Genomic DNA, 25,213 nt, shown 5'->3' with positions numbered 1-25,213 from the left:
ACTAAAAGACTATAAGGTTATAATCATAAAGTCATGGTAATTTCAAAAAAATGTATCAACCATTGAAAAGAAGCTATTTTTTTAGATAGATAGAAATATTGTATCAAAAAATAGGTAAGTGTATCGTTGAATTATCAGGAGAACCCTGACATTTCGAAAAAGGCAAACTGATTGAAAAATCAGGACGCAAAGTTCCGGGCCTAAAGAGTCTTCTAAGGCGGCTGAGCTACCGAAGAATGAGGAGCAATCCAATGCACCGATTTCTTCCATCATAAAGATAGGGAGAGAAATCATGAGTAAATTATCTTGGAAGTATAGTTTTGCAATTTTAATTGCCATCTTCACAATAGGATCTACAACATCCGCTTTTGCAAACACAGACGCAGCGGCGGAGGAAGAAGTGGTAGAACCAGCACTTATACCTGGTGACTTCTTTTACTTCCTAAAGGAGCTAAAAGAATCTATTCAATTAGCACTAACGTTTGATGATTTAAAAGAAGCCGAACTATTAAATGAGTTTGCTGCTGAACGGATCGCGGAAGCCGAGGCTCTATACGATGCGGGTGAAGAAGAAAAAGCGGTAGAAACGTTAGAAGCGGCTATCGAGCAATACACAGACGCATTTGATCAACTGGAGCAAGGAACGGAAGTCTCTGAAGATGGCTCATCAGAACAAACAAGTTCGGATGAAGTTGTAAATGAAGAATCGACCACTGATGAGGAAGCTGTTCAAGAAACAGATTCCACAGAAGAAGTCACTGAAAATACCGATACGACAGAAGAAACTCCTGCTGAGGACGTAGAATTAACACCAGAAGAAAAACTTATAGCAAAATTTTCTCAAAATATTGTAGCGTTGCAAGCTGCTCTTGAAAAAGTAGGAAGTGAACAAGCTAGCGAATCTTTAACGAAAAATATTGAAAAAGCACAAAAGAAATTAGAAAAGAAGATGTCAAAAAAATTGGCAAAACTGCTTGCTCAAGAAAATGAAGAAGACTCGACAGAGGCAGAAGATACAGAATCTACCACAGAAGAAAATGGAACAGTAGATGAAAAACCTGCCGATGAAGTTGTAGCGGAAGAAGTGACTACAGAAACGACGGATTCTAGTGAGAATACTGAGTCTGCAGAAACTAACTCAAGTGCAACTGTAAGCGGTACGGATAGCTCTACAGTGAAAGTTGAACCCGAAAAGGACAAGGAAAAACAAGCAACAGCACCAACAACTGAACACAAAAATGTACAAAAAGAAGGAAAGAAACAAGAAAAGTCAGAAGTAAAAGAATCGAAGAAGCAAGAAAAAGCAGAAGTGAAAGAAACGAAGAAACAAGAAAAAGCAGACGAGAAAGATGAAAAAGAATCTATACGTGAAACGAAAAAAGAAGATAAAGAAGATAAAGAAGATAAAGAAGATAAATCTGAAAGCAAAGCATCGGAAAAAAGAGACAATGAGAAAGATAAAAAAGAATCCAACGACCACGGGAAAGATTAAAGCAAAACGCCTCTCCATTCAAACTGAGTGGGAGAGGCGTTTCTATGTTAGTTTTTAGTATCGATCCAAAAGCGGCGTTTTACATTGCCTGATTCCTCGACAAAAGGAGAATCCTCCACACCACCATTATTTAAGATGACGCCAGCTGAACCGAGATTGTCTTTGTCGCAAGTAATGAGTACATGGTCCAACCCTTCTTCTTTACAAATCTTCAAAGACTCGCGGAGAATTTTTGAACCATAGCCCTTTTTCCGTTCGGAAGGTCGAACACCATATCCGACATTTCCGCCAACATTACGTAAGAAATCATTTAAACCAAAACGCAAATTGATCATCGCCACGATTCGGTTTTCTTCATTCACCAAATAATAACTAGCATTCCGAACCCAACCTTCACCGCCAGTTTTTCCTGCAGGGAATTTCTCCATAAACTCCTCGAAACTCTCATACTGACGCAAATCCAAACTCCACGGCACAACCTTCTCCTCATCTGGCCACTCTTCTATGTAAGCGATATGTTCCTCTTTCCAATCAGCCGTTGGTTCCACTAAACGCATAATAATCCCTCATTTCGTTCGATTCTTCCATTTTAAATCACATTTATACGAAAAGGAATGAAATTGACAAAATGAGGGTAAGTAATTTATAAACACCGAAGGAGAGATGAACATGAAGGATCCAAAGCACCCACAAGAACAAGACCGAGAAGAAGCAATTGAAAAAGATTCGAAGTTATCGTCAAACGACATATCGGAAGAAAAAGCTGAAAATACAGAAGTTGTCACAGAAGAACCTCGAATCAATACAAATGGACTGTAAAACATGCCGCTAACTCATTTGGAGTTAGCGGGATTTTTTTGGAGAAAATAGGAAGGTTAATCGAAGTGTCCTAATGTTTGCCTAAAGTGTCCTAATGTTTGTCTAAAGTGTCCTAATGTTTGGCGAGAGTGTCCTAATGTTTGCCTAAAGTGTCCCAATGTCGCGGCAAAGTGTCCCAATGCTTGCTGAAAGTGTCCTATTGTCGCAAGAAAGTGTCTTAATGTCGCTTAAAACCACTCTTTCCTCTTTCCACTCACTTCCCTCCTTCGTTACAAGCCCTCCTCCTATATGTGATTTTCCCTCCGAACTGGTGTATAATGTCACAGGAAGAAAGTAGAAATAGGTTCGGAAAGAGAGTGAACAATAATGGGTCGTAAATGGAATAATATTAAAGAAAAGAAAGCATCAAAAGATGCGAATACAAGTAGAATTTATGCGAAATTTGGCCGTGAGATATATGTGGCTGCGAAACAAGGGGAGCCGGATCCTGAGTCAAACCGTGCATTGAAAGTCGTGTTAGAACGCGCAAAAACATATAGTGTGCCAAAACATATTATTGATAAAGCGATTGAGAAAGCAAAGGGTGGTTCAGAAGAGAACTACGATGAGCTTCGTTATGAAGGATTCGGCCCGAGCGGTTCAATGGTGATTGTAGATGCGCTAACGAATAATGTGAATCGCACGGCATCTGATGTACGTGCTGCTTTTGGTAAAAATGGTGGTAACATGGGTGTCAGTGGTTCCGTTGCGTATATGTTTGATGCGACTGCTGTTATTGGGATTGAAGGTAAGACTGCAGAGGAAGTCCTAGACATGATGCTAGAAGCGGATGTAGATGTACGAGATGTATTAGAAGAAGATAATGCTGTAATCGTTTACGCGGAACCAGACCAATTCCATGCAGTGCAGGAAGCATTCAAAACGGCAGGAATTACGGAGTTTTCGATTGCGGAGTTAACGATGCTTGCTCAAAATGATATTTCATTATCACCAGAGGACGCAGCGCAATTTGAAAAAATGATTGATGCGATTGAAGATTTGGAAGATGTGCAACAGGTGTATCACAACGTAGATTTGGGTGAGTAATATGGAAGCTTTTTTAAGTAGTGATCAATTTCACTTTTTAACGGATCAAGTAAAAATATTAGTAAACGCATCTGGAGTAAGTAAGGACAAAAATGTTCTTGCAGCTTTACTTAGTGTGCGTGAGGAATCTGTACGTAATTTATTGCCCGACTTATCCGAGGAGCAACAAGATATGTTGAACTCCATTCAACACGTAACGGATAAACAATCAGGAGAACAATTTTTGGCGAAACTTCAACCGTTTGTCATTCCATTTCCCGCACTGACGGACGAAAAAATTCGAAAGCTTTTTCCAAAGCTGAAGAAAGTGAGTATACCTAATCTCACAGAAATTGACTGGCGATTGCAGACGTTTTTAGGGTGGAATGACAAAGGTTCGGATAAGAAGTGTCTTATTTTTTGGCAGAATGAAAAGCACCTTCCTACTTATGGGACATTTGAAGTCTCCAAAAAAGATGGTATTTGTGCCATTTGCCATAAGCATGACAAACTCGGATTATTCACGGCAGCTGTAAAAGGAAATGCTAATGGTGCTTACACAAAGCGAGGCAATTATATTTGTCAGGATAGCTTGAAATGTAGTCAGCAAGTGATCGACTCGGAGCGTATGACAGATTTCATAGAGATTGTTAGAGCGCGTTAAGGATCAATGAGTAAGTTAGTATAGCTTTTCGAAAAAGAAAAACTTAAAAGCCCGATAAAATTGGAAAAGGGATGCTCCAGTAATGGGGCATCCCTTTGATTATATAAGATAACAAAATTGTGTTGAAATAATCATTTCAAATAATTGAGAATGTATTGCCGCGGTCAAGAATCCACTGGTTGTTTTCCTTAAGCAACGTAAACCCTACCTTCTTTTACGTCCTTGCGACCCTATAGTCGCGCCAGTGTGAATAAGTGTTCCTACAAAACATCAAGCAGATGCCAAAAATCAACGCCTATCTGCTATCTTACAAGTTAACTAAGATAGTATCGCATACTTTTCGAAGTTTGTCAATGAATGTAAAGTTCTTGACCTTGACGTTGCGTAAAGGTTTATTCTCAAGTTAGGAGGTGCATACGATGGAATATACGATCCAAAAACTATCTCAATTAGCTGGCGTAAGTGCACGTACGCTACGCTATTACGATGAAATCGGGTTACTCATTCCTGCTCGAATTAATTCGTCAGGTTACAGAATTTATGGAACGCACGAAGTAAACGTCTTACAACAAATTTTGTTTTATCGGGAGCTGGAGATGTCACTGGAGGATATTAAAAAACTTATGCAGGAACCTACATTTGATCGAGCATCTGCACTTCATTCCCATAAAAAAGCACTTCTACAACGAAAACAGCAAATCGAACTTCTATTAGAAAATATTGAAGCGTCGATTGCGGAAGAGGAAGGAAGGATACCATTGGAAAATGAGAAGAAATTTGAAGGGTTCAAATCACAACTTGTTGAAGAGAACGAGCAAAATTACGGAAAAGAAATTCGTGCGAAGTATGGTGACCAACTAATAGATGAAGCGAATGCAAAGTTTCTTGCGCAACGTCCAGAAGATATGGAACGTGCCAAGGACTTAGCGAAAGAAATTGATGCGAAACTCGCACTAGCAAAAGAAAATGGAGACCCAACAAGTGAGTTGGCAAGGGAAGTGGTGGCGCTTCACAAAAAGTGGTTGATGGGATACTGGACGACATACTCCAAAGAAGCACATGCAGGGCTAGCGCAAATGTATGTGGACGATGAACGCTTCACGGCATTTTACGATCATACAGTTCCAGGTACAGCGGAATTTTTACGGGATGTGATTGTTCATTTCACCAAGCAATAAGGCTGTTTGAAGAGTAGTCATTCGGGAAAACATCTTGCAAAGGAGTGATGTTTGTGCCATGGAGTAAAAATGATTACCCAGATTCGATGAATAATTTGTCTAAGGAAACGCGCGATAAGGCGATTGAGATTGCGAATGCTCTACTTCGAGATGGAATGGAAGATGGCCGAGCTATTGCCATCGCAACGGACAAAGCAAGGGAATATGTGACAGGTAAAAAAGAACAGGATGTATATGAAGTAAAGTTTGAAGATGACAAATGGAAATTGATGAGAGAGAACGGATCTAAAGCGATTCATTCAGCAGATACGAAAGATGCACTCTTAGAAGAAGCAAAACCTTACGTTAACGAAAAGGATGCAATTCTAAATGTGTATGATCAAGATGGGAAGTTACAGGATCACTTATACGATTGGGACTAAAAAGGCGTGCCGAGAATTCTCTCGCACGCTTTTTTAGTTATTAACAGCAGGAAGTCGTCTTTTCGCGTTTCGGTCCACTACAAACTCCTGTTTCCGGAAGTTTCAAATGGACTTCTTTTGCACCTTCTTCATCACCAGTCATATAGGCGACTACAGAACGAACTTGTTCATACCCAGTTGCAAGTAGAAATGTTGGCGCACGACCATAACTTTTCATACCAACGATATAAAAATTTGTGTCGGGATGGCGTAACTCTTTTTCCCCATGCGGTCGGACGGTTCCACAGCTATGCACATTCGGATCAATGAGAGGAGCGATTGCTTTGACACTTTCTAGAGAGCTATCGATGTCGAGTCTGACTTCTTGAAGGAACGAAAAATCAGGACGACTACCAGTTGCAGCAAAAACATGGTCAATGGATTCGATTCGAGTTTCCGCCCCTGCATAGTCTCCTATCAACGAAATCTTCCCATCCATTTGTTCTATTACGTCAATGAAAAATGGTGTCATGACTTCGACTTTTCCTGCATCGACGAGACGATGTATTTTTCGACCTAACAATCCTCGTTTAGGTAACGCATCGAGACTTTCTCCGCCATATGCTTTTTCCACGGAAGGTTTTCGTAAAATCCACGTTAAATGGATTCCGTCAATTTCTGCTAACGATAACAACGAGTTTATGGCTGAGTGTCCACCACCGACTACCGCGACACGTTTGTTTTGTAAAGTATTTGCAAGCTCAGTTGTCACATTTGGGATGCCGTACGTTATGCTGTCGGTTAGCTCTGTTTCAGTGCGAGTCCACACTTGTGAAGAAGTAATCGAGTTAGGTTGAGTCCATGTTCCTGTAGCATCGATAATATGGCTCGCCTCTAAACGAGACGTTTTCCCATTCGTTTCAATATACACAGAATATAGTGCTTCCTCTCTACCTGTATCTTTCATTTTATCAAGACCTTTTTTGCTAATCGACACCACTTTCGTATTTAAACGTAAATGTGGAGCGATGGATGGTAGTGTAGCCAGTGGTACTAAATACTCGTCGATTAATTCTTTTCCCGTCGGGTGGGCAGTTTCATCAGGCATCATCCACTCTGTTTCTTGTAATAAAGAGACCGCAACGTCATCCATGTTAAATTTCCACGGAGAGAATAGTTGCACATGCCCCCACTCACGTATAGATGGCGCCACTTCAGAACCCATTTCAAGTATCTGAAATGATTCGTTTTTTTGTACTAAGTGTGCTGCAGCTGCTAAACCAACTGGACCAGCACCAATAATAATGACATTATTCATTATAATTCCTCCTTAGTTGCATTTTGCAACTATTTATTTTAAGAAAAACCGGTACTTAATATACCGGTGTGCAACAGACGGATGATTTTCCCATTGCTTCATTCAAAATAGTAATGGAACGAATAACATCCGCTTTTTCTTGTTCACTCATATGCGAAAAAAGTTCTTGTAAGTAGTGATTCATCGATGTGTCAATGGATGTTGCGATATATTTTCCTTCTATTGTAAGTGTAAGATGATAATAGCGACGATCTTCTGTAGAAGGTGTTTTTTTGACGAGATTCATCTTGACTAATGATTGAACTTGTCGACTAAACGTTGTGGCGTCAATTCCAAGGGCTTCTGACACTTGCTGCATAGTAGGACTTGTTTGTTTGTCAATTTCATATAAGATATGACTATGAACAGTTGAAATCTCGGCTCCAGAAACCGAACAGCAATTCTTATCGAGGAATCCAAAACGTCTACTTAATAGTTGAAAAATTTCACGATAATTTTCCATGTGATCACCTCTTACAGAAAGCATATGCTAACTATTTGCATTTTGCAACTATTTTTTTAAAAAAGGAGAATGTTTGTGATTCGAGCAATGACGGTATCTGACTGGCCAAAAGTAAAAGAGATTTATGAATATGGTATAGAAGGAGGAAATGCAACTTTTGAAACGGCGGCACCTAGCTATGAAAAATGGATGGAGACCGCAGATCCTGCTTGTCATCTTGTCTATGAAATAGAGGGTAACGTAATGGGCTGGGCGAAAGTCTTATACACATCCGCTCGCTATGTCTATAGAGGAGTTGGAGAGGTCAGCATTTATTTGCATCCGAATGCGCAGGGAAAAGGAATCGGGAAGGAACTATTGACTGCGTTGATCGAAACCTCTGAAAAGGCGGGTTATTGGACGTTGAAAGCGGGGATATTTCCCGAGAATAAAGGAAGTATTGCGCTACATCAAAAATGTGGATTTCGTTTAGTTGGTGTTCACAAAAAAATGGGAGAGATGAATGGCGTCTGGCGTGATAACGCTATTTATGAAAGAAGATCTACTACTGTGGGAATGTAATCGCGTTGTTAGAAATGAACTTCTTATCCTAAAACCAAAGTTTGTACATATATAGTCGACATGTTTTCATTCCACTAAAAAGGGAAATACTGAAAGAACTGAAACTTTTGGGAGGAAATGAAGATGAACAAACAACAAATGAGTCAACTAAAAAAACAATTACAAGAAGAATTAGAAGATGTGAAAAGCAGACTGCACCAAGAGGAAGAAGTGGAGTCTACAGAGCTTTCTCATTATGATAACCATCCTGGTGATACAGCAACGGAATTAACGGATCAAAATACGGAAATGGCGTTAGAGCAACATAAAGAAGAAGAAGTACAACATATCGAAGCGGCACTTGAAGCGATGGAAAACGGGACGTACGGAAAATGTGTTGTGTGTCATCGAGATATTCCATTCGAACGATTAGAGGCATTGCCAAGTGCGTTAACGTGCATCGAACACGCTTCTAATGACGTAAGCTGGAGAGACCGTCCTTCGGAAGAAGCGATTTTAAATGCCAATACGGACAATCCTGTAAAGGGAAATAATGAAGTGGTGGATACAGAAAATAGTTTTGAAGAGGTCGAGGAGTTCGGCTCTTCGGACTCACCTTCAGATCAAGCATAAGATTCATGCGGCTCTCTACTTGCGAGTAGAGGGCTATTTTTTTGAAAAAATGCGAATAAAACATTTTGTGTAAATCGTCAATATTACAAATGTCTCAAAAAATGAATTCATGTAATGTAATTGTTAACTCCAACACATGACTTTGCAACCATTCTGTTATATGCAGGTGGTATGATGAACCTCGTTAGTCAAAAGGAGGAATTTCAGTACATGAAAAAACAAATTATTGCACTAACTGCAATTTCAGCATTAATAGTAGGAGCAGCAAGCCAAGTTTCCGCTGCAGAAGCTACGTATACAGTAGAAAAAGGTGACACTCTTTGGTCGATTGCCAAAAATAACGAAGTAAGTGTCGGAGACCTTCAAAAATGGAACGACTTAGAGTCGTCCTTAATCTTACCTTCACAAGAACTTAAATTAGAAGAAGATTATAAAAAATATACAGTAGTGAAAGGCGATACGCTAATCGACATCGCTTTAGAAAACGACATTTCTCTTAACGAGTTAATGACGTGGAATGAATTAACAGATAGCTTAATCATTCCTGGCCAAGAATTATATGTCGAAGGTGAAAAAGTAAAAGGTGCCTCTACGGTAGCAGCAAAAGCGTCTTCAAATGCTAACAGCAATGCAAACGCGACAGCTACAACTGCATCCACCGCTTCAAAAGCCTCTACTACATCATCCTCACCATCTGCTGCTAATCAAGCTGGGCAAACGATTACCGTTTCGGCAACAGCTTACACAGCATTTTGTTCGGGATGTTCAGGCGTAACGGCAACTGGAATTGACCTACGTGCCAATCCAAACATGAAAGTAATCGCTGTTGACCCGAACGTCATTCCACTTGGATCACGTGTATGGGTTGAAGGTTATGGTGAAGCAATCGCTGGAGACACTGGCGGAGCAATTAAAGGGAACAAAATTGATGTCTTCATCGCAGACAAAGGTGCTGCACTTAATTGGGGACGCAAAACAATTTCAGTTAAAATTTTAGACTAATAGAAAAGATGAGTCCAAATGGGCTCATCTTTTTTTGCGAAGAATGAGAGAGTAAGAGAGGTTTTTCGGAATTCCTTTTATTACCCGTATTCATGTAACGCATATATTAAGAGAAATTCTATCTTGCAACTCTTGGATTCTATCGTGCAACTTTTTAATTCTATCGCGCAACTTTTGAGTTCTATCGCGCAACTTTTGAGTTCTATCGTTTAAATATCCATTAAATACCACGAACATCAAAATTCTGACTATCTGTTTAAAGGACAAGTTTTACAATAACTACTATTTTTCGTATTCATATAGGAAAGACAACACGTGCGGCGCTTGCCTATTTTAGCTAATTGCCGATCATAGGAGAGAAGCGGATTTTCTTTTATTCCAAAGTGTTCAGCAGGTATGTTCGATAGTTCCTGAAAAATTGTAGGTTCTTGAAATTTCTCTACATATAACCATCTCCAATAGACGGCAATATTTTCCCACAAAACGTATTTGGAGACACCTTTAGTTTTCGCTAATTGGTTAATCAATGGCAGCAATTGTGATTCAAGTAAATGAGAAATGACCCACTCCGCAAGAGGCTCTTCATTCCGAGGAGCATCAATTGGGAAATAGTATGTAGGAATCCAGTCTCTTTCAGTCGCGTTCCAATACATCACAACCTCTTCAAGACGAATCGATTTTACTGCATGTGTTTTCATGAGAAGAATTAGCGTCGTTGAATAGCCAATGCGCTTACCCACGACGGAGACGGCCGCAGGTAATGAGGAATAACCAAAAGTAGATTGGAGTTCTGCATATAACGAAGACAACTTCTCATCATGAAATAAATCTTTCCAATGAAACAAAATAGCGTCCTGAGTTGGCGCGCCCCATCTAGTTTCAGTTTGTAAAAACTGCTCCGTGATCATGTGAAAACCTCCTTACTTCCGTTGTTTAATCAGTAAATAGATGAAATAAGGTGCCCCGACAGCAGCTGTCCAAATTCCAGCGGGAACTTCGGTTGGTGCAAATGCCACGCGAGCAATCCAGTCAGCGATGACAACGAGTAACGCCCCGATTCCAGCACTGAAAATAGCTAACGGTACGAATTTCGGACCAACAATCCGACGTGCAATATGAGGAGCAATCAGCCCAACAAAGCCAATGCCACCTGCAAACGAGACGGAAATCCCTGTTAACGCTGTACTTAATAGAAGTAAGATAATTCGGTTCAGTTGAACTTTCGAACCAACGCCCGCGGCAATGTCGTCTCCTAACGCCAAAATATTCATTTGGCGGTGTAATAATAACGAGAGTGTGATGAAAATGGCAACCCATGGCACTAATATAAGATTTTGCGACCAGTTCGCTCCGTATATACTTCCGGTTGTCCAAATGGTAGCTTGACTTGCTTGATAGATTGGTCCTAATAACATCCAAACGGTTGTGCCTGCTTGCATAAATGCTGCGACGGCAATCCCGATTAACAGCATTCGAAATGGAGCAATGCCGTTTTTCCATGATAATAAAAAGACCAGAATCGCTGTCACTGTTGCCCCTACGAATGCAAAAAGTGGTAGCCACTGAATGCTGACGGTTAATGCGTTATTGCTATCAGAGAATAACGTTAAAAAAAGGACTACTGCAAAAGATGCTCCGGCAGTAATACCGATTAAATCAGGTGATGCTAACGGGTTTTTCGTAATTCCTTGTAAAATAGCCCCCGCAACAGCTAAGCCCATCCCGACAAAAATGGCCATGACAATTCGAGGTAAACGGAAATCAAGTAAGATAATTTGATCAAGCTCATCCCCATAGCCTAAGAGACCTTGAATAACACGTATTGGTGAAATCACAAATTCTCCAGAACCTGCTGATAAAATGGAAACAATTAGAACGAGAAGGAACACAGACATAATGGATACTTTTGGTGAGCGTTGTTGAAAGAATGCGATAAATTTACGCCCCATGTTAAACACCCAACTTTCTGCGCGCTACATAGATGAAAAAAGGAACGCCAATTAATGCAGTCATGACACCTACCGGTAATTCCTGTGGCATGAGCACATAACGACCAATAATGTCTGCGAGAAGTAATAAAATTGCTCCGCCAATAGCTGAGTATGGCAACACCCATCGATGATCGATTCCGACTAGCGAACGCACTAAATGAGGAATAATGATTCCTACAAAGCCAATCGGTCCAGCTACCGCAACCGAGGCAGCAGCTAAAACGACGGCAAACAAACCGAAGAAAAATTTAATCCAGCCAGTTTTTTGACCAAGACCGGTTGCCACATCATCCCCAATACTTAATACATTCAACTCTTTCGCACGAATAAAAACGAGGATCAACGCCACAATGACGTAAGGCAATACTATCAACACCATTTCAATCGGACGATTCGCAACAGAACCTGCTAACCAGAAAAGCACTTGATCAAGAGCAGTTTCATTTAACACGAGCATGCCTTGAGTAAAGGAAGAAAACAAAGCACTAATTGCTGCACCAGCTAAAGTAAGTTTTAATGGCGTTAGTCCTTCACGTCCAAAACTACTTAATAAATATACGAAAGCAAAGGCAATGAAGGCCCCCACAAAACTAAGCATCATGAAGCTTTGTAAACTCTGAACGGAGAAGAAGACGACGCCAACTACGACGAAAAAGCTTGCTCCAGCGTTCACTCCTAAAATTCCAGGTGAGGATAATGGATTTCGCGTTATAGACTGTAAAATTGCACCGGAAACACCTAAACAAATCCCTACTAGAGCTGCCACGATAGCGCGGGGTAGTCGAACTTGTTGAATAATAATATGTATATTAGAATCATTCGTCGCGACAAATGATTGATACGCATCCATCCATGTTGTATTCGTGTAGCCGTAAACGAGACTCGCACACATGCAAGCAAAGATAACGATTATGCCTACCACTAGTCCGGTACTTCTTGCGAAAGTTGTATGTAACATATAAAAAACTCCAAAAATTTATTTTCTTTGTTGACAAATAAAATCGTAACACGTAAAGTAACGACTGTAAATGATTTTCATTCTCAATTAACACAAAGGAGCAGACCAATCATGAAAAAATATTCACTACTTGTTTGGCTATCAATCGTGATGCTAGTCTTAGCAGCATGTGGCAATACGGAAGAAAAAGACGAAACAACTTCTGATACAAATGAAGAAAGCTATACAGTTTCGCATGCAATGGGCGAAACGACTATTAAAGGTGAACCAAAGCGTGTCGTTATTTTAACAAATGAAGGAACAGAAGCGCTACTTGCACTAGGTGTAACGCCTGTAGGAGCAGTGGAATCGTGGGTGGGAGACCCATGGTATGAGCATATTGCGGATCAAATGGCAGATGTAAAGACGGTTGGAACAGAATCAGAGCCTTCTCTTGATGCAATTGCTGCGTTAAAACCAGATTTGATTATCGGAAATAAATTACGCCAAGAAAAAGTGTATGAACAATTAACGAAAATTGCACCAACAATATTTGCGGAAACGTTAAAAGGTGATTGGAAAGAAAACTTCGAATTATATGCAAAAGCAGTGAATAAAGAAGAGTTAGGAAAAGAAAAAATGGCTGAATACGATACTCGTATTGAAGACATAAAAGCTGCTCTAGGCGATCAAACGTCGAAAGAAGTATCTGTTGTACGTTTCTTAGCTGGTGATGTACGTATTTATCACAAAGATTCTTTCTCTGGGATTATTCTTGATCAATTAGGATTTGCACGTCCTGGAGATCAAAGCATGAATGATTTTGCGGAAAAAGGTGTTACGAAAGAACGCATTCCAGCGATGGATGGCGATATTATGTTCTATTTCACTTACGAAACTGGAGATGAAGAAGCATCGAAAGTGGAAGAAGAATGGCTCAATGACCCGTTATTCCAAAACTTAGAAGTGGCAAAAGCGGGACAAGTATACGAAGTGAGTGATACGATTTGGAATACAGCAGGTGGGTATTTAGCGGCGAACCTAATGTTAGACGATATCGAAAAATATTTTGAATTAAAGTAACAATTTGAAACTCGTCAAAGAGGAGCTACTCTTCTTGGCGAGTTTTTCTTGAAATGAATGAAAAAAGACTACCAAGTGTGAACTGGAAGTCTTTTTTTGATAGAAATCGAGTGTATGCATTATTAAGTGTTCGTACTCACTGGTGACACGAAATGTTGAGCTTTTCTCTCTGCTTTTCGCCATAGGACAGTAGCGTAAACGATTAGTCCAACGATAATCGCATAATTGTAAATGCTTGGTCCATTATTTTCTGAAATGATAAGCAAAAAGTTGTTCAATCCGTGAAAAATAATCGCAAAAAGAATCGATTTCGTTTGAATCACTAAAAGAGCAAGAACCATTCCTATTAAAAATGCATATGCGATTTGAAAAATTGTTTCCTCTAATGATTGACCACCTAAAAGCTGTAAGGAATGTGTGAGAGCAAAAAATATACTTGATACCAATACTGCTAATTTAAAGCCTTTTGATAATAAAATATGTATCATAAATCCACGAAAAACGATTTCTTCAATGAATGCCACAATTAAAAGCTGAGTGACAAAAACAAGTAGAACTTCTGAAAAGGATGTTTCTCGAATTCCGCCATTTCCAATGACAAGAATCCCTAGTAGAAGTATTAATGGTGCCCAAAGGAATAGACGGTCCTGCTTGAATGAACGGCCAATGTCTTTAAAGTAAGGATTACCTTTCGACCTCCACAGGTAAATAGCTATTCCAATCGCAAACGGCACTAATCCTAGATACATTAAAAAAGCGTTCGTCTGGTTAGTAATGGAAGCATATGCTCCATTTACAGAGAAAAAGAAAATAATGAGTAATTCTAACCCAACAATTTTCCACCACATTTTTGGTGATTTCTTCATATCCTCATCCTTTCCTTATATATCTTTCACACTACTCTATACCGGTAACGAAGCAAAAAAGTTTCAGATAATTATGGAATGAATCATATTTAGTTGGTGTACCGTCTTTACTAAATGTGTAAGTATAAAAGATAAAAATTCAAGGAGGTTATGAAATGATCTTGATGATTAATGGAGCATTTGGAGTGGGAAAGACAACTATTTCAAATCGCTTAAATGAGCTTTTAGAAAATAGTTTGATATTTGATCCGGAAGAAATCGGATACATGTTACGTAATGTTCTACCGCATTCGATAAAAATGAAAGAATCAGAGTCAGGTGACTTCCAAGATTTAAATCTTTGGAAAGAATTAACGGTGACTACTGCACGTCGTATAGTCGAAGAATACAAGGTTAATTTAATAGTGCCTATGACAATTCGAAATCCTGAGTATTTCCATTATATATTCCATGGATTTTCTTTAATCGATACGAACACCTTTCATTTTTGCTTAACTGCTACAAAAGATACGATTTTCAAAAGGTTGAAGCAACGAGGGGAGGAAGAAGGTAATTGGTGTTTTCAACAAACGGAACTGTGTTTGGAAGCATACAAAATGAACAATTTTGGAAAATATATTCAGACAGAAAATCAATCTATTGATGATATTACGGATTCTATTCTGGAAAAATTAAATTTCTTAGGATAAAGAATTGGTTCATCTTTCCAAAATTTTCTCCGTTATCGTTCTACTTTCGCTATACTAATACTAATTTAGTCAACAGGGGGAATGGTTGTGCAAACTAGAATCTTAACAGCAGAAGATGCTTCTGCTTATTGGAAGCTTCGGTTAGAAGCACTACAAGAAAGTCCAGAAAGTTTTGCTACTTCATACGAAGAAGCAGTAATGCGTGAAAATCCGGTTCAGCGAGTAGCGGATATTTTAAGTAGTAATAGTGCGAAGACATTTGGTGCTTTCCAAGATGGTGAGTTAATCGGGAATATCATTGTCTCGTTTCAAACGATGCCGAAACTGCAACATAAAGCATCCATTTTTGGCGTATATGTCACACCATCTGCAAGAGGAAAAGGAATCGCAGAAGCGATCATGCAGACATTAATCTCTTACATAGAACAAAATTCAGAAGTAGAGGTACTAGATCTTACAGTCGTCTCGACAAATGTTCCAGCAATACGCCTATATGAAAAAATAGGGTTTGTTAAGTGGGGACTTGAAGAGAAATCAATGAAGAATAACGATAGATTTATCGACGAATGGCATATGAACTTATTTATTCAACGGAGGTGATCGTTCATGATCGATCTGCATTGTGATGTTCTTTATCAATTATCTCAAGCAGACGGAGACATGCGGTTTCGAGATGATCCGCGATTACAAGCAAACTTAGAACGACTTCAAATAGCTGGAGTAAACCTTCAATTTTTTGCAATTTTCGTTGATCCTTCCGTACCGGATGAGAAAAAGTTTTTAGAAGCACTACGACAAGTGGAATTTTTCCACACGCATGTGTTAGCTCCAAATCCCGAAATGGTGTTTATTACCGATTGGAAACAGATCTCCCTTTTACAAGAAGACCAAATTGGTGCAGTGTTAACACTCGAAGGTTGTGACGCAATAGGTACAGATATTGGCAAACTCTCTGCACTTCTTCAAGCAGGCGTAAAGCTTGTTGGGCTAACATGGAATTTTGAAAATGCCGTCGGTTTTGGGGCGTTAGAAGATCCGTCGAAAGGGCTTACTCCTTTTGGCAATGAAGTGCTTCATCTTTTAAATGAAAAAGAAATTATTGTAGACGTATCGCATTTAAATGAGGCGGGTTTCTGGGATGTAATCAGCCAAGCAAATCACATCATCGCCAGTCATTCGAATGCACGAGTACTCTGTGATCATCCGAGGAATTTAACAGATGAACAACTACTTGCGCTGTCTCGTTCTGGAGGACATATTCATTTAGTGTTTTATCCGTTATTCACAAACGATCAAAGTGAAACGGTAACACAAGATGATTTAGTGAATCATGCTCGATATATCGTTTCCCTTATTGGTGTCGACAAAATAGGGCTAGGGTCAGATTTTGATGGCATTACGATTTTTATTGAGGGCTTAGAGAATGCGTCAGATACACCCTCTTTCATTGCGAAACTTCAAGAAGTATTTTCGACTGAAGAGGTTAAGGCTATTTGCGAAGCTAACTTTTTACAGTATTTAGATACTCATTTTTTGGAGAATCAACGTTAGGAGAAGAGTAGAATGACAAAAAAAATATTTCTTTTTCTCCTTTTTTCAAGCATGCTGCTCGTTTGTTTGGCCATGAATCGTACGGACATACAAATCGTCTCTAAACGAGCAGGGGATTTACAGCTTCCTGAGAAAAAAGGCATTATTGATATTCATAATCATGATGCGTCAACGCTGTCACCGGTCCTATCGAGTGATACTCACTTTGTTCCACCAACCATCCAGCTTTGGAAAGATCACGACGTGACACGAACCGTATTGTTTGGAGCAGTCTCCGATCCGAAAGCGGTCGCGACAGATCGAGTTGCTTGGAACTATTACGAAAAATATCCAGATGCCATTATTCCTTCGATTTCTGGCTTTCCTTTACGAAAAGGTTCAAATGGTGAAGATTACCTCCGTGATCAGCTTGAAAAAGGTGTTCCATTTATTGGCGAAATATTCGTAGCATCCACGTACTCCGCTTTCTCTGACGCTAAGTGGAAAGCAAAAAATGCTTACGATGGCAACTTGCCGGCGATTTATGAATTGGCTGCGCAATATGATGTTCCTGTTCTGATACACATTGACCCGTTAAATACGTTTCAACTAACAAAACTAAAGCTAGCAGCAGCTAAACATCCAAATACGACGATTATTTTAGCACATGCAAATGTTTTCTCGTCTTTAGATGATTTAGAAGACTTGTTAAAAACTCGACCGAATATTATGCTAGACTTTTTCGCAGGTTTTACAGATTATAATGAAGCATCCTCCTATGAACTATCAGATTTTATTCCCCTAATGGAGAAATATCCTAATCGTTGGGTACTTGGAAGCGATTCAGGTTATGAAGTTGGCATGGAGCAGTCGTTACAAGCAATGCAGAAAACGAGCGACTTGCTTCGCGCGGAAACAAGAGATCGAATTACACAGTACAATGCATATGAAATGATTTATGCACAAGAAATGACCGCTTCTCAGAAACAGCGAATTCATGACAGTTTAATTAATCGTGGCGAAAGAAAAGTATCGATGAAGCTATTCAAAATGGAAGCAAACAAATGGTTGTTAGAAAATGAAAATTAAAAGACACGAGTAATTCGTGTCTTTTTTATGTAGATTATTTAACGCGTAACTATCGCACCAACTTTACCCTGTATCGCACAAAATCTTCGGGAATCGCACACCACATGTGCCTCTGTTCACATCATTTCGACACATCAACTTAAGAACTACTATTTCTCACGTCGTTTTGTTAAAAATTCAATCTGCAATTCATCGCGCGCACGTCCATGCTCTGCAATCGTTCGATGCCCATAAGCACCTAACGATTTTTCCGCTAAGCGTTTAATGGTTTCATCGTCTAAAACGACATCGCCTTGTTCTCGCCACGTTCGTTCCATTGTTGTTCCTAAGTGACGCAGAAATGCTTCCATTCCACTTTGACCTCCACCGAGATGCATTCCGAGCATAGGTCCAGTAACAGCCCAACGCAGTCCAATCGAATCTTTCACAATTTCATCTAAATCATTCATCGAGACGACTCCTGAATCGACTAAGTGCATTGCTTCTTGAAGCATGGCAAACTGTAAACGATTCGCCACGAATCCAAATACTTCTTTTTGAATCAAACGTGGCTTCTTCCCAAGTGATGCATAAAACGTCATCGCTGATTCTACCGAGTCTTGAGAAGTAGATTTTCCAGGCACAACTTCCACGAGTGGCATCACTAAAGGTGGATTAAACGGATGTCCGATGAGCATTCGACCAGGCATTTGCATTTTCTCGGCAATATCACTTGCACCTAAAGTTGAGCTGGAAGATAAAAACAAGGTGTCCGGCGCAACGAATTGCTCCATTTCCGCGTACAATTGCTGTTTCCATGCTAAATTTTCTGGTCCGTTTTCTTGGATAATTTGTGCATCTTTAACCGCTTCTTCAAGTGACGTACTTAACGTAATATGCTGCACCCATTCTTCGGTTGGTAACTCAAGGAGTTCCAAAGTGGGTTTGATACTCTGAACGTACTCTTCAAATACTTCCTTCAGATCATTTCTAGGATCATAAATAAAGACTCGAAAACCCTTCGTGGCAAATAATGTTGCCCATGACAATCCGATTGTGCCAGCTCCCACAACTGCGATACGTTTCATCTCATTCAACTCTTGTCACCCTTTCTTTCGATGATTTCATGATATCATATGGAAAAGCGTCTTATGAGAGGGGAGTTTGCGATGTTTAGTTTTAGCGGAGTGCCGACTTGGTTTTATATACTAGCATTTATTGTTGTCGTCGCAATTATTGTCATAACGGAGATACTAACGAGAGGGGATTAAACTATGCCAAATAGTCAAGTAGTGATTGTCACTGGTGGAGCGCACGGCATTGGACGAGGTATTGCAGAGGCATACGTAGCTGCAGGTGCTCAAGTAATTGTTGCGGATGTGAATGAAAAACACGGAAAAGAGACAGAATCTCACTTAATAGGATCGACTTTCATTCCGACAGATGTGAAAGATCCTCAAGAGGTGGATAGATTAGTAAAGCAAGTGAAAAAAGAATATGGACAAATTGATGTGTTAGTCAACAATGCAGGCATTAGTAAGTTTATGAACTTTTTCGACATGACTATAGAAAATTGGGAAGAAATCATTCAAACCAACTTACGCAGTGTCTTCGTCTGTTCTCAAGCTGTTGCAAAAGTCATGAAGGAGCAAAAGAGTGGGGGCTCAATTGTAAACATTGCCTCGACTCGAGCACTTATGTCAGAAGCAAACACGGAAGCCTATTCTGCCACGAAAGGTGGAATTGTCGCCTTAACACATGCGCTCTCTGTCACGCTTTCGGATTATTCTATAACAGTAAATGCGATTTCCCCTGGTTGGATCGAAGTAAATGATTACCAAGATCTGCGTAAGGTAGATCATGAACAGCATTTATCCAATCGAGTAGGGAAACCTTCGGATATTGCGAAGGCATGTCTTTATTTAACCGATCCGCAAAATGATTTTGTGACAGGAACAAATTTAGTTGTGGATGGCGGTATGACTCGGAAAATGATTTACGAGCACTAAATGACATCAATAGTTGCATGAAGTTCGAGTGCAACATTTCCGGCAATGGCGCGACTAATCATGCAGGACGTTTCCGCTTTCTTAGCTAATCGTTCCACTTTCTTTCGGTCTATTTCGGTTGTGCCAGTTGGAAGAACAATGTGCGGTCGATGAATAATTTTTTCGTATGTGAAAACACCATTTGTGACATCTACAATGCCTTCTGATTCCATCGTTAAGGACTCTTTTTCAATGGAGCTTCGTTCTAGCATGGCTGCTAACGTAATAATGTAGCAAGTTGCTGCGGCACCTAGGAGCATTTCATCAGGATTTGTGCCGATTCCTGGACCGTCCATTTCAGGAGGGATGGAAATACTTGTTTGTAGACGCTCAGCCTTTATTGTTCCTACGTCGTTTCGACGACCTGGCCAGTTAGATGATACGGTAAATGAATGACGAACCATTATGTCACCTCGTTGTGTTTATTTATATACAAAAGGGGAGTTGCCTCATGAAAAACGGACAAAACAGATCCGATGTGAAACCTGGTACAAAAGTGAATATTATTTTAAAAGCCCATCAACGAACTGGGGAGAAAACGGAAGGTATTGTAAAAGATTTACTCACAAATGCTTCGTTTCATCCACATGGTATAAAAGTCCGGTTAGAAGATGACCAAATCGGTCGGGTATGCGATATTTTGGAGCAGTAAATAGAAATGACGTGCCGCTAAACTGCCATTAGAATAGCGGCTTGTCGCTTCAAAAATCTAATATGCTTTTGCCCAATAGACGAGTTTGGTCGCTTCTTTTCCACAACAAACACATGTGTTACCAATGCTTTCCTGCTCAAATGGAATGCATCGACTTGTTGCGGAAGTCTCTTCTTTTATCTTATCTTCACATGCACGTTCTCCACACCACATTGCTTTTACAAATCCAGGGTTTTTCCCATCAAATAACGTGACAAATTCCTCGTAAGAAGTGACGGATGCGGTATTTGCTTCCCGATGCTCCAACGCTTTATCAAACATATCTCGTTGAATTGTCTCGAGTAATACATGGATTACTTCTTTCACTCGGTCTGCAGCAACTGTCATTTTTTCTCCTGTATCGCGACGTGCTAAGACAACTTGACCTGCTTCGATATCTTTCGGACCGACTTCTAATCGAAGTGGAATACCTTTCATTTCATATTCATTGAACTTCCAACCTGGTTTTTTATCGCTCGCATCAATTCCTACTCGAATCGAGCTAGCTAGACTATTCTTTAACGCATACGCATAATCTAACACACCTTCTTTATGTTGTGCGATTGGCACAATCATCACTTGTGTTGGTGCGATACGAGGCGGAATAACTAATCCGCGATTGTCACCGTGTACCATAATCAGTGCGCCAATGACACGTGTGGTAAATCCCCACGAAGTCTGGTGAACATACGCTTGTTTTCCATCTTTGTTTAAATATTGAATGTTGAATGCTTTTGCAAAGCCGTCACCGAAATTATGAGATGTTGCAGATTGGAGTGCTTTTCCATCATGCATTAGCGTTTCAATCGTATATGTTGCATCCGCTCCGGCAAATTTCTCTTTTTCCGTTTTTTGTCCTTTCACGACTGGGATCCCTAGAAATTCTTCGCAAATATAGGCGTATTCTTCTAACATGCGAATGGTTTCTTCTTGTGCTTCTTCGGCTGTAGCGTGAGCTGTATGACCTTCTTGCCATAAAAATTCCAGCGTTCGTAGAAATGGACGTGTTGTTTTTTCCCAACGGACGACATTCGACCATTGGTTATACAGTTTTGGTAAGTCACGGTAGGAATGGATGATGTTCGAATAATGCTCACAGAACAAAACTTCAGATGTAGGACGAACAACTAAACGTTCAGCTAATTTTTCATCCCCTCCGTGCGTTACCCAAGCAACTTCTGGCGCAAATCCTTCGATGTGATCCTTCTCTTTTGTTAATAAAGACTCTGGAATGAAGAGCGGCATATAGACATTCTCATGACCGGTAGCTTTAATGCGCTGATCTAACGCTTCCTTCACATTCTCCCAAAGCGCATAGCCGTATGGTCGAATAATCATCGATCCACGGACAGATGAGTAGTCCACAAGTTCAGCTTTCGTCACAACATCGGTATACCATTTCGCAAAATCATCTTCCATCGCTGTTACATCTTTCACAAATTCTTTTGCCATCGCCAAACACCTCTTTTATTGGAATAAAAAAAGCTCTGCAACAAACGAGGGACCAGATGTAACTGGCGGTACCACCCTCATTTGAAGCAAAGCTTCACACTCTTTACAAGATAACGACTGTCGCCGTGAACTATTTTCATAGTCATACTATAGAAGGTAGGTTCAAGAGTCGGCGGATAGAAGCCTTTCACCACTCAGCTTCCTCTCTAAATCCTTCGAGAATCTTTACTAATCCCTCGTCAACGCGTTTTTCGTATTGAGAGTGATTATACGCTGTAGAAGAATTATGTGTCAACAACATATTTTTGAAGACAGCAGACACAACTTGTTTGGACGAGAATGAAGGGAGGTCTATCTGTGGTATAATAAGCGCATCTAAGACGGGAAAGAGGAATCATATGTTAAGTTTTGAAGAGAAACAAACCATTATTGAATCATATACGGATTTAACGAAAAAAGAAGTATCGATGAAACGTCTGAATTATCATTATGAAAAAAGCTTGTATGATAAAACAGTAGTCGTTCATCATTTACATCCTAATGGGAATGGATATATCTTTGTGGGAGACCTAAAAAAATACGATTCAGATGCAAAAGGACTCGTAAATATTCGTGAAGCGTCGGAAGCGGAAATTCGTGAAATGATTGAAGATTCTATCGCGATTCTATCGACGGAAGAAGTAGTAGAAGAAGTAGTAGAAGAAGTAGAAACAATTGATCAAAACTGGACGAACCGAGAAGGTCAATCGTTACAGCTTGTGGAAGAAGATACATTATGGAATGTGTATCACGGATCGAACCTAGAAGAAAGCTTTGGGTCATTTGACGAAGCAGAAGAATATTTACTAAGTGAAGGATTCCGACCAGGCAAGTAAGGAGCGAGTAGATGAAACGAGTAAAACCGAAACTGCCCACTAGTTTAAGTGAGCTCGATTTACCTTCAGTGTTGGAAGAAGATCACTATATTTCGAATGGCATCATTCGTGAATGGAAGATGGATAAATATTGGGAAGAAAAGTTGCAGTTTGATCAAATAGTGTTTCAAGATCTTTCATTAGAAGACATCCATTTTGATCAAGTTGAATTCATCGACTGTCGCTTTGAACGATGCGATTTTTCGAATGCACATTTCGGAAATGTGCTATTTCATCGTGTGGAATTTGTCGAGTGCAAATTGCTCGGTGCATCACTCACTCACGCTAGTTGGAATCATACGTTATTAGATCGTTGTATTGCTGACTATGCCAATATGAGTTTTAACAAAGTCACTGCGTCTCAATGGACACGCACTTCATTCCGAGAAGTCGATTTTTTCGAATGTGAGTGGAAATCGCTGGAATTGGAAGTGTGCACGTTAGATGGTGTGAATCTTTCAGGAACCAACTTGAATGGTGTGAATTTGAGTACCTCAACATATGAGAGCCTTACAGTTTCTATTGAATTATTAAAAGGGTGCATCGTAACAGAGCAACAAGCATTAGGATTCGCAAAAACGCTTGGCATTGTGATAGAAGAGAACTAAAAAAAGAGGTGGCCATTATAGCCGCCTCTTTTTTATGGGGAAATCTGTCTATTTCCCGGGAAATAGTATTAAGAAAACAACGCTAATAATTGATAAATGAGTGCTGCTAGTATAGCGGAAATAGGTAGTGTAATAATCCATGTAATCACAATTTTTCGCGCTACTCCCCACTTTACTCCACGAACACGTTGAGCAGAACCGACACCCATAATAGCAGAAGAAATTACATGAGTTGTCGAAACGGGTAAATGTATTGCTGTAGCCCCAAAGATAATCATGGCAGAAGATAAATCAGCTGCTACTCCGTTTACTGGGCGGATCTTCATAATTTTCCCGCCGACAGTTTTAATGATTTTGTAGCCTCCAATGGAAGTTCCAAGACCCATTGCCGTAGCTGCAGCAATTCGAACCCATAACGGAATATCATCTGTTGTATGCAAATTGGCTGCAATTAGGGCCATTGTAATAATCCCCATCGCTTTTTGGGCATCATTCGTCCCATGTGTAAATGCTTGTAGTGCTGCGGTCACAACTTGGAAATAACGAAACCCCTTGTTGCTTCGATATAAATTGTTGTTTTTAAAAACCACTTTAAAAATACTCATGACGATAAATCCAATGGTTAATGCTAAAAAAGGCGAAATTAGTAGTGCTTCTAAGATTTTAATAAAACCATCGTAATTTAAAATAGCAAAACCCGCTGCAGAAATGGATGCACCTGCAATCGACCCAATAATCGCATGGGAAGAGCTCGAAGGGATGCCAAAATACCAGGTGATCAAGTTCCAAGCGATTGCCGAAAGTAAAGCGGCAAGTATAATTAGGGATCCATTTTGCAGAGCAAAAGGATCGACGATATCTTTCGTAATTGTTTTTGCGACACCTGTAAAGGTTAATGCACCAACGAAATTCATTGCAGCTGCTAATAAAACGGCACGTCTTGGCGTTAAAGCTCTAGTAGATACAGAAGTGGCGATAGCATTTGCCGTATCGTGAAAACCATTGATAAAGTCAAACGCTAACGCAAACACCACGACTAGTATAGTTAGTATGAGTATGGAATCCATCGCAATCGCTCCTATGCATTTCGCATAATGATTGTCTCAATCGTGTTTGCCACACTTTGAGAATAATCAGCGATATCTTCAAGTTGTTCATACAAATCTTTAAATTGAATAATCCGAATTGGATTCGTTTCATGTAAGAATAAGTTTTTGATGGATGAACGCAACACATCATCACACTTGCGTTCGTAATCTTTAATTAAAACAGCATGATCACGCATGGCCAATAATTTTTTCTTCATTAATAATTCCATAGCCTTCACAATTTCATCCGTACATTTCACGATGTAATTAACAAACGTACGCATGTAGTCATCGATCTCAATAAGTGAGTACATTTCCAAATGTGCTGTGAAATGCTCAATCCCGTCCAAAATATCATCCATTTTGACTGCGAGTTGTAAAATATCTTCTCGTTCAATCGGTGTCATAAAAGATGTATTCAGTTTCGTTGTTAACTCATGGATTAACGTATCACCACTCGTTTCAAACTCTTTTAATTTAAAGCTTAATTCTTTCAATTGAGAAACAGAATCGACCTTGAAATCTTCAGCATAATGAGTTGCGGTTTGGACGTTTTTCGCAATGTCTAAAAGTGATTGGAAAAAAGGATCTGGTTTTTTTGAGTCGAACATAAAAGCCTCCTGGACTTGTCATA

30 protein-coding genes, 1 riboswitch and 1 other annotated feature are annotated in these 25,213 nt (G+C 39.8%); of the genes, 18 read left to right on the top strand and 12 right to left on the bottom strand.

Features of this window, described 5'->3' with window-relative positions; all coding sequences use genetic code 11:
* Positions 1-151: 151 nt before the first annotated feature.
* Positions 152-234: riboswitch (cyclic di-GMP riboswitch) on the top strand.
* Between the two features lie 58 nt (positions 235-292).
* Complete coding sequence (locus tag D3873_RS13480; RefSeq protein WP_162920193.1) at positions 293-1,492, top strand: DUF5667 domain-containing protein; 1,200 nt, start codon at positions 293-295, stop codon at positions 1,490-1,492.
* A 47-nt stretch (positions 1,493-1,539) separates the two neighbouring features.
* On the opposite strand, the gene D3873_RS11745 is transcribed toward D3873_RS13480, so the two are convergent.
* A complete protein-coding gene (locus D3873_RS11745; RefSeq protein WP_119884189.1) occupies positions 1,540-2,049 on the bottom strand; it encodes a GNAT family N-acetyltransferase in 510 nt (169 codons plus the stop codon).
* A gap of 112 nt (positions 2,050-2,161) precedes the next feature.
* Here D3873_RS11745 and D3873_RS13475 point away from each other — a divergent pair, with 112 nt between their 5' ends.
* From D3873_RS13475 to D3873_RS11725, 5 genes are all read left to right on the top strand, one after another.
* Positions 2,162-2,311, top strand: a complete 150-nt coding sequence (locus tag D3873_RS13475) for a hypothetical protein (RefSeq protein WP_162920192.1) — start codon at positions 2,162-2,164, stop codon at positions 2,309-2,311.
* Positions 2,312-2,677: 366 nt separating this feature from the next.
* Positions 2,678-3,397, top strand: coding sequence for a YebC/PmpR family DNA-binding transcriptional regulator (locus D3873_RS11740; protein WP_119884188.1), 720 nt, complete (start codon positions 2,678-2,680; stop codon positions 3,395-3,397).
* Between the two features lies 1 nt (position 3,398).
* The gene (locus D3873_RS11735) at positions 3,399-4,040 is read left to right on the top strand and encodes a FusB/FusC family EF-G-binding protein (protein WP_119884187.1); all 642 of its coding nucleotides are present in this window, start codon (positions 3,399-3,401) and stop codon (positions 4,038-4,040) included.
* 419 nt (positions 4,041-4,459) lie between these two features.
* A complete protein-coding gene (locus D3873_RS11730) occupies positions 4,460-5,218 on the top strand; it encodes a MerR family transcriptional regulator (RefSeq protein WP_119884186.1) in 759 nt (252 codons plus the stop codon).
* Between the two features lie 53 nt (positions 5,219-5,271).
* Entirely contained in the window at positions 5,272-5,640 is a 369-nt protein-coding gene (locus D3873_RS11725) for a DUF2188 domain-containing protein (protein ID WP_119884185.1), read from the top strand.
* Between the two features lie 40 nt (positions 5,641-5,680).
* Here the strand turns inward: D3873_RS11725 and D3873_RS11720 are convergent, their stop codons facing one another.
* Entirely contained in the window at positions 5,681-6,937 is a 1,257-nt protein-coding gene (locus D3873_RS11720) for an NAD(P)-binding domain-containing protein (protein WP_119884184.1), read from the bottom strand.
* Between the two features lie 55 nt (positions 6,938-6,992).
* A complete protein-coding gene (locus D3873_RS11715) occupies positions 6,993-7,439 on the bottom strand; it encodes a MarR family winged helix-turn-helix transcriptional regulator (protein ID WP_119884183.1) in 447 nt (148 codons plus the stop codon).
* A gap of 69 nt (positions 7,440-7,508) precedes the next feature.
* Between D3873_RS11715 and D3873_RS11710 the strand changes: the two genes are divergently transcribed.
* The 3 genes from D3873_RS11710 to D3873_RS11700 all read left to right on the top strand — a co-directional run bounded on the left by D3873_RS11710 (position 7,509) and on the right by D3873_RS11700 (position 9,614).
* Positions 7,509-8,000, top strand: coding sequence for a GNAT family N-acetyltransferase (locus D3873_RS11710; RefSeq protein ID WP_119884182.1), 492 nt, complete (start codon positions 7,509-7,511; stop codon positions 7,998-8,000).
* Positions 8,001-8,123: 123 nt separating this feature from the next.
* A complete protein-coding gene (locus D3873_RS11705; protein ID WP_119884181.1) occupies positions 8,124-8,612 on the top strand; it encodes a TraR/DksA C4-type zinc finger protein in 489 nt (162 codons plus the stop codon).
* 210 nt (positions 8,613-8,822) lie between these two features.
* Positions 8,823-9,614, top strand: a complete 792-nt coding sequence (locus D3873_RS11700; RefSeq protein WP_119884180.1) for a 3D domain-containing protein — start codon at positions 8,823-8,825, stop codon at positions 9,612-9,614.
* Between the two features lie 248 nt (positions 9,615-9,862).
* On the opposite strand, the gene D3873_RS11695 is transcribed toward D3873_RS11700, so the two are convergent.
* From D3873_RS11695 to D3873_RS11685, 3 genes are read right to left on the bottom strand one after another with little or no spacing between them, the layout of a single operon-like run.
* Positions 9,863-10,522, bottom strand: a complete 660-nt coding sequence (locus D3873_RS11695; RefSeq protein WP_119884179.1) for an IucA/IucC family C-terminal-domain containing protein — start codon at positions 10,520-10,522, stop codon at positions 9,863-9,865.
* A gap of 12 nt (positions 10,523-10,534) precedes the next feature.
* A complete protein-coding gene (locus tag D3873_RS11690; RefSeq protein WP_119884178.1) occupies positions 10,535-11,563 on the bottom strand; it encodes a FecCD family ABC transporter permease in 1,029 nt (342 codons plus the stop codon).
* 1 nt (position 11,564) lies between these two features.
* Positions 11,565-12,563: a FecCD family ABC transporter permease gene (locus D3873_RS11685; RefSeq protein WP_119884177.1), complete on the bottom strand. Its 999-nt coding sequence runs from the start codon at positions 12,561-12,563 to the stop codon at positions 11,565-11,567.
* 111 nt (positions 12,564-12,674) lie between these two features.
* Between D3873_RS11685 and D3873_RS11680 the strand changes: the two genes are divergently transcribed.
* Positions 12,675-13,625, top strand: a complete 951-nt coding sequence (locus D3873_RS11680; RefSeq protein WP_119884176.1) for an ABC transporter substrate-binding protein — start codon at positions 12,675-12,677, stop codon at positions 13,623-13,625.
* A gap of 122 nt (positions 13,626-13,747) precedes the next feature.
* Here D3873_RS11680 and D3873_RS11675 read toward each other — a convergent pair whose 3' ends face one another.
* The gene (locus tag D3873_RS11675) at positions 13,748-14,491 is read right to left on the bottom strand and encodes a CPBP family intramembrane glutamic endopeptidase (RefSeq protein ID WP_119884175.1); all 744 of its coding nucleotides are present in this window, start codon (positions 14,489-14,491) and stop codon (positions 13,748-13,750) included.
* Positions 14,492-14,646: 155 nt separating this feature from the next.
* Between D3873_RS11675 and D3873_RS11670 the strand changes: the two genes are divergently transcribed.
* The 4 genes from D3873_RS11670 (at position 14,647) to D3873_RS11655 (ending at position 17,799) form a co-directional block, all read left to right on the top strand.
* Positions 14,647-15,180, top strand: a complete 534-nt coding sequence (locus tag D3873_RS11670; RefSeq protein ID WP_119884174.1) for an AAA family ATPase — start codon at positions 14,647-14,649, stop codon at positions 15,178-15,180.
* An 87-nt stretch (positions 15,181-15,267) separates the two neighbouring features.
* A complete protein-coding gene (locus D3873_RS11665) occupies positions 15,268-15,780 on the top strand; it encodes a GNAT family N-acetyltransferase (protein WP_162920191.1) in 513 nt (170 codons plus the stop codon).
* 6 nt (positions 15,781-15,786) lie between these two features.
* Entirely contained in the window at positions 15,787-16,731 is a 945-nt protein-coding gene (locus D3873_RS11660; RefSeq protein ID WP_119884172.1) for a dipeptidase, read from the top strand.
* A 12-nt stretch (positions 16,732-16,743) separates the two neighbouring features.
* The gene (locus D3873_RS11655; protein ID WP_119884171.1) at positions 16,744-17,799 is read left to right on the top strand and encodes an amidohydrolase family protein; all 1,056 of its coding nucleotides are present in this window, start codon (positions 16,744-16,746) and stop codon (positions 17,797-17,799) included.
* 149 nt (positions 17,800-17,948) lie between these two features.
* Here the strand turns inward: D3873_RS11655 and D3873_RS11650 are convergent, their stop codons facing one another.
* Positions 17,949-18,866: a 3-hydroxyacyl-CoA dehydrogenase NAD-binding domain-containing protein gene (locus D3873_RS11650; protein ID WP_119884170.1), complete on the bottom strand. Its 918-nt coding sequence runs from the start codon at positions 18,864-18,866 to the stop codon at positions 17,949-17,951.
* Positions 18,867-19,052: 186 nt separating this feature from the next.
* Here D3873_RS11650 and D3873_RS11645 point away from each other — a divergent pair, with 186 nt between their 5' ends.
* On the top strand, positions 19,053-19,787 hold the full coding sequence (locus D3873_RS11645) for an SDR family oxidoreductase (RefSeq protein WP_119884169.1): 735 nt from the start codon (positions 19,053-19,055) through the stop codon (positions 19,785-19,787).
* Here D3873_RS11645 and D3873_RS11640 read toward each other — a convergent pair.
* Positions 19,784-20,230: an OsmC family protein gene (locus D3873_RS11640; RefSeq protein ID WP_119884168.1), complete on the bottom strand. Its 447-nt coding sequence runs from the start codon at positions 20,228-20,230 to the stop codon at positions 19,784-19,786. The genes D3873_RS11645 and D3873_RS11640 overlap by 4 nt on opposite strands.
* A 47-nt stretch (positions 20,231-20,277) precedes the next feature.
* On the opposite strand from D3873_RS11640, the gene D3873_RS11635 reads away from it, so the two are divergent.
* Positions 20,278-20,478, top strand: a complete 201-nt coding sequence (locus D3873_RS11635; protein WP_119884167.1) for a YwbE family protein — start codon at positions 20,278-20,280, stop codon at positions 20,476-20,478.
* 57 nt (positions 20,479-20,535) lie between these two features.
* Here D3873_RS11635 and proS read toward each other — a convergent pair whose 3' ends face one another.
* Positions 20,536-21,969 (bottom strand): proline--tRNA ligase, encoded by a 1,434-nt coding sequence (gene proS, locus D3873_RS11630; RefSeq protein ID WP_119884166.1) that lies wholly within the window; start codon positions 21,967-21,969, stop codon positions 20,536-20,538.
* A gap of 44 nt (positions 21,970-22,013) precedes the next feature.
* Positions 22,014-22,221, bottom strand: a binding site (T-box leader).
* A 146-nt stretch (positions 22,222-22,367) separates the two neighbouring features.
* Between proS and D3873_RS11625 the strand changes: the two genes are divergently transcribed.
* Entirely contained in the window at positions 22,368-22,844 is a 477-nt protein-coding gene (locus D3873_RS11625; RefSeq protein ID WP_119884165.1) for a hypothetical protein, read from the top strand.
* Positions 22,845-22,855: 11 nt separating this feature from the next.
* Complete coding sequence (locus tag D3873_RS11620) at positions 22,856-23,491, top strand: pentapeptide repeat-containing protein (RefSeq protein ID WP_119884164.1); 636 nt, start codon at positions 22,856-22,858, stop codon at positions 23,489-23,491.
* A 68-nt stretch (positions 23,492-23,559) separates the two neighbouring features.
* Here D3873_RS11620 and D3873_RS11615 read toward each other — a convergent pair whose 3' ends face one another.
* Both D3873_RS11615 and D3873_RS11610 read right to left on the bottom strand, forming a co-directional pair.
* Positions 23,560-24,558: an inorganic phosphate transporter gene (locus tag D3873_RS11615; RefSeq protein WP_119884163.1), complete on the bottom strand. Its 999-nt coding sequence runs from the start codon at positions 24,556-24,558 to the stop codon at positions 23,560-23,562.
* An 11-nt stretch (positions 24,559-24,569) separates the two neighbouring features.
* Complete coding sequence (locus D3873_RS11610; RefSeq protein ID WP_119884162.1) at positions 24,570-25,190, bottom strand: DUF47 domain-containing protein; 621 nt, start codon at positions 25,188-25,190, stop codon at positions 24,570-24,572.
* Positions 25,191-25,213: the final 23 nt, after the last annotated feature.

The sequence above is a fragment of the Paenisporosarcina cavernae genome, assembly GCF_003595195.1.
In the GTDB taxonomy this organism is placed as follows: Bacteria; Bacillota; Bacilli; order Bacillales_A; family Planococcaceae; genus Paenisporosarcina; species Paenisporosarcina cavernae.
This window is presented reverse-complemented; position numbering and strand designations above follow the sequence as displayed.

Coding starts and splice junctions, on each gene's coding strand:
- D3873_RS11640 (WP_119884168.1), bottom strand. CDS start 20,230: ATGGTTCGTCATTCATTTACCGTATCATCTAACTGGCCAGGTCGTCGA.
- D3873_RS11675 (WP_119884175.1), bottom strand. CDS start 14,491: ATGAAGAAATCACCAAAAATGTGGTGGAAAATTGTTGGGTTAGAATTA.
- D3873_RS11660 (WP_119884172.1), top strand. CDS start 15,787: ATGATCGATCTGCATTGTGATGTTCTTTATCAATTATCTCAAGCAGAC.
- D3873_RS11695 (WP_119884179.1), bottom strand. CDS start 10,522: ATGATCACGGAGCAGTTTTTACAAACTGAAACTAGATGGGGCGCGCCA.
- D3873_RS11670 (WP_119884174.1), top strand. CDS start 14,647: ATGATCTTGATGATTAATGGAGCATTTGGAGTGGGAAAGACAACTATT.
- D3873_RS11690 (WP_119884178.1), bottom strand. CDS start 11,563: ATGGGGCGTAAATTTATCGCATTCTTTCAACAACGCTCACCAAAAGTA.
- D3873_RS11710 (WP_119884182.1), top strand. CDS start 7,509: ATGTTTGTGATTCGAGCAATGACGGTATCTGACTGGCCAAAAGTAAAA.
- D3873_RS11735 (WP_119884187.1), top strand. CDS start 3,399: ATGGAAGCTTTTTTAAGTAGTGATCAATTTCACTTTTTAACGGATCAA.
- D3873_RS11715 (WP_119884183.1), bottom strand. CDS start 7,439: ATGGAAAATTATCGTGAAATTTTTCAACTATTAAGTAGACGTTTTGGA.
- D3873_RS13480 (WP_162920193.1), top strand. CDS start 293: ATGAGTAAATTATCTTGGAAGTATAGTTTTGCAATTTTAATTGCCATC.
- proS (WP_119884166.1), bottom strand. CDS start 21,969: ATGGCAAAAGAATTTGTGAAAGATGTAACAGCGATGGAAGATGATTTT.
- D3873_RS11625 (WP_119884165.1), top strand. CDS start 22,368: ATGTTAAGTTTTGAAGAGAAACAAACCATTATTGAATCATATACGGAT.
- D3873_RS11740 (WP_119884188.1), top strand. CDS start 2,678: ATGGGTCGTAAATGGAATAATATTAAAGAAAAGAAAGCATCAAAAGAT.
- D3873_RS11685 (WP_119884177.1), bottom strand. CDS start 12,563: ATGTTACATACAACTTTCGCAAGAAGTACCGGACTAGTGGTAGGCATA.
- D3873_RS11650 (WP_119884170.1), bottom strand. CDS start 18,866: ATGAAACGTATCGCAGTTGTGGGAGCTGGCACAATCGGATTGTCATGG.
- D3873_RS11730 (WP_119884186.1), top strand. CDS start 4,460: ATGGAATATACGATCCAAAAACTATCTCAATTAGCTGGCGTAAGTGCA.
- D3873_RS11610 (WP_119884162.1), bottom strand. CDS start 25,190: ATGTTCGACTCAAAAAAACCAGATCCTTTTTTCCAATCACTTTTAGAC.
- D3873_RS11635 (WP_119884167.1), top strand. CDS start 20,278: ATGAAAAACGGACAAAACAGATCCGATGTGAAACCTGGTACAAAAGTG.
- D3873_RS11705 (WP_119884181.1), top strand. CDS start 8,124: ATGAACAAACAACAAATGAGTCAACTAAAAAAACAATTACAAGAAGAA.
- D3873_RS13475 (WP_162920192.1), top strand. CDS start 2,162: ATGAAGGATCCAAAGCACCCACAAGAACAAGACCGAGAAGAAGCAATT.
- D3873_RS11615 (WP_119884163.1), bottom strand. CDS start 24,558: ATGGATTCCATACTCATACTAACTATACTAGTCGTGGTGTTTGCGTTA.
- D3873_RS11720 (WP_119884184.1), bottom strand. CDS start 6,937: ATGAATAATGTCATTATTATTGGTGCTGGTCCAGTTGGTTTAGCAGCT.
- D3873_RS11645 (WP_119884169.1), top strand. CDS start 19,053: ATGCCAAATAGTCAAGTAGTGATTGTCACTGGTGGAGCGCACGGCATT.
- D3873_RS11620 (WP_119884164.1), top strand. CDS start 22,856: ATGAAACGAGTAAAACCGAAACTGCCCACTAGTTTAAGTGAGCTCGAT.
- D3873_RS11680 (WP_119884176.1), top strand. CDS start 12,675: ATGAAAAAATATTCACTACTTGTTTGGCTATCAATCGTGATGCTAGTC.
- D3873_RS11655 (WP_119884171.1), top strand. CDS start 16,744: ATGACAAAAAAAATATTTCTTTTTCTCCTTTTTTCAAGCATGCTGCTC.
- D3873_RS11700 (WP_119884180.1), top strand. CDS start 8,823: ATGAAAAAACAAATTATTGCACTAACTGCAATTTCAGCATTAATAGTA.
- D3873_RS11745 (WP_119884189.1), bottom strand. CDS start 2,049: ATGCGTTTAGTGGAACCAACGGCTGATTGGAAAGAGGAACATATCGCT.